This is a genomic window from Polaromonas sp. (assembly GCF_039932935.1).
In the GTDB taxonomy this organism is placed as follows: domain Bacteria; phylum Pseudomonadota; class Gammaproteobacteria; order Burkholderiales; family Burkholderiaceae_C; genus Polaromonas.
In genome coordinates this window covers 1-6,518 of sequence record NZ_JBDTPB010000138.1, presented here as the reverse complement: position 1 = coordinate 6,518, position 6,518 = coordinate 1, and the positions used below count along the sequence as shown (strand labels likewise).

5 protein-coding genes are annotated in these 6,518 nt (G+C 62.4%); 4 read left to right on the top strand and 1 reads right to left on the bottom strand.

The features are described from left to right. Nucleotides 1-237 precede the first annotated feature (237 nt). The 4 genes from ABI546_RS20460 to ABI546_RS20445 all read left to right on the top strand — a co-directional run bounded on the left by ABI546_RS20460 (nucleotide 238) and on the right by ABI546_RS20445 (nucleotide 5,431). The gene (locus ABI546_RS20460; protein WP_348049676.1) at nucleotides 238-1,428 is read left to right on the top strand and encodes an HPP family protein; all 1,191 of its coding nucleotides are present in this window, start codon (nucleotides 238-240) and stop codon (nucleotides 1,426-1,428) included. Between the two features lie 341 nt (nucleotides 1,429-1,769). Further along, nucleotides 1,770-2,111, top strand: coding sequence for an Hpt domain-containing protein (locus ABI546_RS20455; protein ID WP_348049674.1), 342 nt, complete (start codon nucleotides 1,770-1,772; stop codon nucleotides 2,109-2,111). Nucleotides 2,112-2,140: 29 nt separating this feature from the next. Next, on the top strand, nucleotides 2,141-5,041 hold the full coding sequence (locus ABI546_RS20450) for a PAS domain S-box protein (RefSeq protein WP_348049672.1): 2,901 nt from the start codon (nucleotides 2,141-2,143) through the stop codon (nucleotides 5,039-5,041). 3 nt (nucleotides 5,042-5,044) lie between these two features. After that, nucleotides 5,045-5,431, top strand: a complete 387-nt coding sequence (locus ABI546_RS20445) for a response regulator (RefSeq protein WP_348049670.1) — start codon at nucleotides 5,045-5,047, stop codon at nucleotides 5,429-5,431. A gap of 209 nt (nucleotides 5,432-5,640) precedes the next feature. Here the strand turns inward: ABI546_RS20445 and ABI546_RS20440 are convergent, their stop codons facing one another. Next, a complete protein-coding gene (locus ABI546_RS20440; RefSeq protein ID WP_348049668.1) occupies nucleotides 5,641-6,507 on the bottom strand; it encodes an exodeoxyribonuclease III in 867 nt (288 codons plus the stop codon). Nucleotides 6,508-6,518 lie beyond the last annotated feature (11 nt).

Here is a 6,518-nt window from a genome sequence, read left to right as displayed (position 1 = left end):
TCAGGTCCCCAGCGCATCCAGCAGCTACAAGCCAACGTGCCCAAGGTCCAGGGCCTCTACCAACGCGCCCGCGGCTGACCCGCTCCTAAAGCCCTGTGGGCGTCGTTGTGGCGAATCTTGTCGTGCCTCGCCACTGTCTTCGGCAGCACGTCTAGCCAGAAGGCTTCAGGAACTGGTCGGCGAGAACATGGTTTCACCGTCCGTGCCTGCCTCCCCATCCTTGTCTATGGTGTGCTCATGACCCCAACCCCTCCGCGCAATCTTTCTCGTGGCGGCGCCAAGGCCACGGCGTTTTATTACACGCCTGCCTGGTGGCGGGCTTTTCGGCCCGCGCGCACCCGCATCAACACGCGCGAGCGCCTGCGCATCGTCATCGGGTCGTTGCTGGGCATTTTCGTGACGGCGCTGTTATGCCATCTGGCCGGTGGCATGGTTCCCGGCCTGCCCTGGCTGGTTGCGCCCTTGGGCGCCAGTGCCGTGCTGGTTTATGCCGTGCCGGCCAGCCCGATGGCGCAGCCCTGGGATGTGGTGGGCGGCAACACCCTGTCGGCCCTCGCCGGCATTGCCGGCGTGCATGGCGTCCACCTGCTGGGCTCTCCGGAGCTCGCGGCCGCGCTGGGCGTTGCGACGGCCATTGCGCTGATGCTGGCGCTGCGCTGCCTGCACCCGCCGGGTGGGGCCACGGCACTGATGATGGTGCTGGGTGGTGTCTCCGACCCGTTGTTTGCTTTTTATCCCGTCATGCTCAACTCGGTGTTGCTGGTGGCCGTCGGCATTGCCTACAACAACGCCACGCGCCGGACCTATCCGCACATGCAGCTGACGCCCCCTGGCGCGCCGGCCAGTGACCGCCAGCTCGATGTTGACCTGGATGCCGTGCTGGCACGCTACAACCAGGTGCTCGACGTCAGCCGTGACGACCTCAAGGCGCTGTTGGCCGAAACCCGGCTGCGCGCCTACGACCGCAAGCTGGCCGAAGTTCGCTGCGCCGACGTCATGTCGCGCGACCTGGTGACCGTCGAGTTTGGCACCCCGCTCCAGGAGGCCTGGGCCTTGCTCCGGGAGCACCGCATCAAGGCGCTTCCGGTGGTGGACCGCAGCTTTCGGATCGCCGGCATCGTCACGCAGGCTGATTTCATGCGCGCTGCGGAACTGGATCTGTATGAAGGGTTTGATGCCAAGCTCAGGCAGCTGGTGCGCAGCACACGCAGTGTTTACTCGGAAAAGCCTGAAGTGGTGGGTCAGATCATGACCCGCAATGTGCGGGTGGCCGGTATGCAGCGCCGTCTTGTGGAGTTGGTGCCGCTGTTCGGCAGCACCGGCCACCATCACATCCCCATCATCGGGGACGGCGAGCGGCTGGTGGGCATTATTACCCAGTCGGACGTGATCGCCGCCTTGGGGCGGGCAGCCGATCCAGCGTCTTAAGGCAAGCCACCGCATTAGTTCGAAGGTATTCATTTGGGCGAGTAAAAGGCTTTTTCGCCGCCAAAATGGTCGAACCATTCCCTGAATGGCCTCAACCTGGCCCGACAGCAGCAGTTGGGCGGCACGGTCTTGAGCCAGACCTCGTACTTGTCCTACGCTGCATTTTGGCTGCTGCACCGTAAGATAAGCCGCATGCGTTTTCATCTCACGATGTGGCTCCCTGCAAGTGCGCCCCCCAATGCGCGCCATTTGCCGGCCAAAGCCGTGCCGGCCCGAACGGACGGCTGGCTTGGCGGTAACGCACTTTTTTGCGACCGACAGGTGCGCTCGTTCTGCGCGCCATGACGCAGACCAATCCGGCACTGCTGGCATTTCTGGAGGCGCAACGCGCCGATTACACCCGCGCCTTGCCCAATCGCCTTGAGCAGTTGCTGTCACTGTGGCAGCAAATTCTCAATGGCGACGATGTGGCTCAAGCCTTGCCGACGCTGGAGCGCCATGCGCACAGTCTGGCTGGGTCCGCGGCGACTTTCGGCTGGCGCGAACTGGGCCTGGCCGCTCAGGCCCTGGAGCTGCTGATAGAACCTCACGCGAGCGCGGGCAAACCGCTTTCACCCGAGGCGCAAGCTGAAGTGGGCAAGGCTGTTGAAGCACTTCAGCAGCGCTTTCCCGGTGCGGCCTGACTTCAGCGCGACCAGATCGAAAGGCATTCATGTTTTCTTCCACTGCTTTTCTGGTCAAGATCAAAATTGCGCTGGCCGCGGGCCTCGTACTGATGGCCATTGTCAGCGCAGCCTCGTATCTCACCATCAGCCGCCTGATCGAAACGGCGCAATCCAGGGTGCGCACGGAAGACACGCTGGTCATGCTGGAGCGTGTCGACTCCAGCCTGCGGACGGCGGAATCCACGCTGCGGCAATACCTCTTGAGCGGCAGCCCCCAGGACCTGGAGGCCTTTGAACGTGCGCGCGTTGACTTGCGTGCGGTCAGAGCACGCACGCGCAGCGCCAACGTGTTGCAGGAGTCGGCGGATTTCGACGAATTGATCAACCAGCGCGGCTTGATCGCGAACGAGTCCATTGCGGCGCGCAAGGCGGGCGGCCCGGAAGCGGCGGCGGCTGTTCTGGGCAGTGCTCCCAGCCGGCAATTGAGGCTGCGTACCGACGAGTTGCTGGACGGCGCGCGCAATCGCGAGGTCTCCAAGTGGCGCGACGCGCAGGCCGTGGCAGAGCGTAGCGCCCAATGGGCTCAGGGCTTCATCATCGCGGGCAACCTGCTGTTTGTCTGCATGCTGGCCTGGATGGTCTATGTGGTCAATCATTACGAAAAAATGCGAAAACGCAGCGAGGCGCAATTGCATGACAGTGAGGTGATGAGCCGCAGCATTACTGAGGGAATGGTCGAAACCGTGATCACCACCACATCCGATGACATTGTTCTGGAGGCCAACGCGGCGGCTGTGCAGCTCTTTGGCTACGAGAAAAGCGAGCTGGTGGGCCGGGACGTATCAGAGCTGGTGCCGCAGCGGTTTCGTTCCCAGTACAAGGATTTCACTTCCCTGATGCGGGAGCAGCCGGAAACTTTCCGGATATCCGGGCAGGAAGTGCGCGCCATGCGCAAGGATGGCACCGAGTTCTCGGTCAGCGTGTCGTTCAGCGACGTGCAGGTCGGCGGCCGCCGCCTTTTCACCGCACTGATGCATGACATTACCGAGAGCAAGCGCGTGAGCAAAGCCTTGCGGTCGAGCGAGTCCCAGTTGCGCCAGATTACAGATACGGTGCCGGCCCTGATTGCCTATCTCGACACGGAGCAGCGCTTTCGCTTTCACAACCGCGCCTACGAAGCTGCTTTCGGCCTGAGCTTTGAGCAGATCGATGGGCATCCCCTGGCCGAGGTTCTGGGTGCGCAGGTCTATGAGTCCGTTCGGGAGAAAGTGGAAGAAGTGTTGAGCGGCAAGCCGGTCCGCTACGAGCGGACCCAGGTGACGCCGGAGGGCGAACGCAAGCACTTCGCGATGCAGTATTTCCCCCGCTACGGCGAGGGTAGTGCAAAGGACAAGGTCATCGGATTTTTTTCAATGGGCACCGACATCACCGAGCTCAGGCGCATCGACCGCATGAAGACCGAGTTCGTGTCGACCGTCAGCCATGAGCTGCGCACGCCACTGACGTCCATACGGGGCTCGCTGGGGCTGATCTCTGGCGGCGTGGCCGGGGAGCTGCCTGAAGCGGTGAAAAGCCTGGTGGGGATCGCCAAAAGCAACTGCGAGCGCCTGATCCGCCTGATCAACGACATTCTGGACAGCGAAAAAATCGAATCCGGCAAGCTGCGCCTGGATTTGCAGGTGGTAGACCTGCGGGAGTTGGTGCAGCAGGCGCTGGCTGCCAACGAAGGCTTTGCCGCCCAGCACCGCGTGAACCTCGTCATGCTGGCACCTGACGAACCGCTGCAGGTGCGCATTGACGCCGACCGCATGACGCAGGTGCTGACCAACCTGCTGTCCAACGCCGTGAAATTTTCTCCGGCGGGCAGTCCGGTAGAGGTCAGGCTTTCGCGCTTGGGGCAGCAAGTGCGGGCCGAGGTGGTCGACGTCGGCCCGGGCATTCCCGAAGAGTTCCGCGGCCGTATCTTCCAGAAATTCTCACAGGCCGATTCTTCCGACACACGCCAGAAAGGCGGAACCGGGTTGGGCCTGAATATTTCCCGCGCCCTGGTCGAGAAGATGGACGGCACCATCGGCTTTACCAGCGCAGTAGGGGTGGGGACGACGTTCTTCTTTGAAATTCCGGAATGGACCAATCCGGTGCCTCTGCTGCAGCCCGTGCGGATGCAGCAGCCGGTTTCCACTCGCCCCCGTATCCTGATCTGCGAGGCCGATCCTGACGTGGCCAGGCTGATCAGCATGATGCTGAGCAAGGCCGGCTTTGACTCGGACATGACGCACAGCGCGGAGCAGGCCCTGACCTGCCTTTCCAGCCACACCTATGATGCGGTGACCGTGGACCTGAAATTGCCCGGGCAGAACGGCGTGGCCTTCATTGGCATGCTGCGTGAAGATGAAAGAACCCGGCACCTGCCCGTGGTCGTGATCTCGGCCATGGCCGAGCAGGGCCAGTTGCAGTTCAACCGCAAGCCGCATACGGTGTCCGACTGGCTTAAAAAGCCGATCGACGAGCAATTACTGATCAACAGCTTGCGCCGGGCGGTTGTCAGCCTGGATTCGGGCAAGCCGCGCATTCTGCATGTCGAGGACGACCAGGACATTCAGCAAATTACGGCCGCCATCGCGCAGGATTTCGCCTCCTTTGAATTTGCCTCCAACCTCGATGAAGCCCGTGCCCGCCTGCGCGACCATCCGTTTGACCTGATACTGCTGGACCTGTCGCTGGGCAGCCAATCGGGCTGGGACTTGTTTGAAGACATCGACAGCCTGGACCCACGGCCGCCGGTGATCGTGTTCTCGGCCGGTGACGTGGACCCGGCGGACGGCAGGCAGGCCGATGCCGTGCTGGTCAAGGCCCATACGTCCAACAGCGAACTGCTCAATACAATCCAGCGTGTGCTCCAGATTCCCGGTGACCCCGGCCCAACCCGATCCCAACCCCTGAGCTAAGCCATGACCAAACCACTGACCCGCATTTTGTATGTCGAAGACGAGCCGGATATCCGCATGGTGGCCGAAATGGCGCTGCAAGCCGTGGGGGGGTTTACCGTGATCGCCTGCGCGTCCGGCCAGGAGGCGTTGAACGCCGCCCCGGGCGCCGCCGCCGACCTGTTGCTGCTGGACGTCATGATGCCCGGCATGGACGGTCCCACCACGCTCAAAGGCCTGCGCGAGTTGCCGGCGACTGCCAACACACCGGTCATTTTCATGACGGCCAAGGTGCAGGCCGCCGAAGTCGCGGTGTACAAGAGCCTGGGCGCGCTGGAGGTTATCCCCAAGCCATTTGACCCTATGGAGCTGTCCACCCAAATCCAGCGCATCTGGGCAGGGCAAGGTTAGCCCCCACGCTCCCCCACTTCGTGTGGGTCGCTGCCCCCCGAGGGGGCCGCCCGCCTGCAGTCCGGCAAAGCCGGTCCTGCGGCTCATGCTGGGTTGGAGAGTTCTTTGGGCACTGCCAGTGGGGGCCGCGGGACTGGCTTCGCCAGACCGCAGGCGCCTGCCCCCTTGAGGGGGGACAGGCTACACGGAGTGAGCCTGGACGGGGTTGGTTACAGCGAAAACTCGTAATCCACACTCATGGGTGCGTGGTCCGAAAAGCGCTGTTCCTTGTAGATGTGCTCGCTGCGTGCCAGCGCTGCGAAGGCGGGCGTGGCCAGGTGGTAGTCCAGTCGCCATCCCACGTTTTTCGCATAGGCCTGTCCACGGTTGCTCCACCAGGTGTAGGCTGCATCCGTTGCGGTCGGCTGCAGCTTGCGGTACACGTCAACGATGCCGCCGCCCTTGACTGAAGGGGCCGTGCGTTCTGTCAGTTCCTGCGCAGCCTCATTGGCCAGCTCTGCGTCACGCAGCAATTCGGTCATCCACGCGCGCTCTTCGGGCAGGAAGCCGCTGTTTTTCTTGTTGCCCTTGTAGTTCTTCAAGTCGATTTCCTGGTGGGCAATGTTGACGTCGCCGCACAGCACAAAGTCGCGCGTTTCCTTCAGGCCCAGCAGGCGTGGGTAAAACTCGGCCAGGAAACGGAACTTGGCGGCCTGGCGTTCTTCACCTGATGAGCCGCTCGGGAAATAGCAGCTGATGATCGAAAGTTTGGGGCTTTGTTTCCGCGCGGGGTTGTCAAAACGCAGCTCTACATAGCGCCCTTCGGCGTCGAATTCGGTGGACCCATAGCCCACGATCACATCGCTGGGTTCGTGGCGCGTGTACACGCCTACGCCCGAGTAGCCTTTTTTCTCGGCGAACTGAAAATAGCCTTTCATGCCGGCGATCTCCTCAAACCGGCCGGCCATGTCGGCCGCCTGGGCCTTGAGCTCCTGCACGCAAATACAATCCGGCATGGACTGCGCAACCCAGTCCAGCAGCCCTTTGCTGGCTGCGGAGCGGATACCGTTGAGGTTGAGGCTGGTCAATTTAAACATGGGACTTCCAA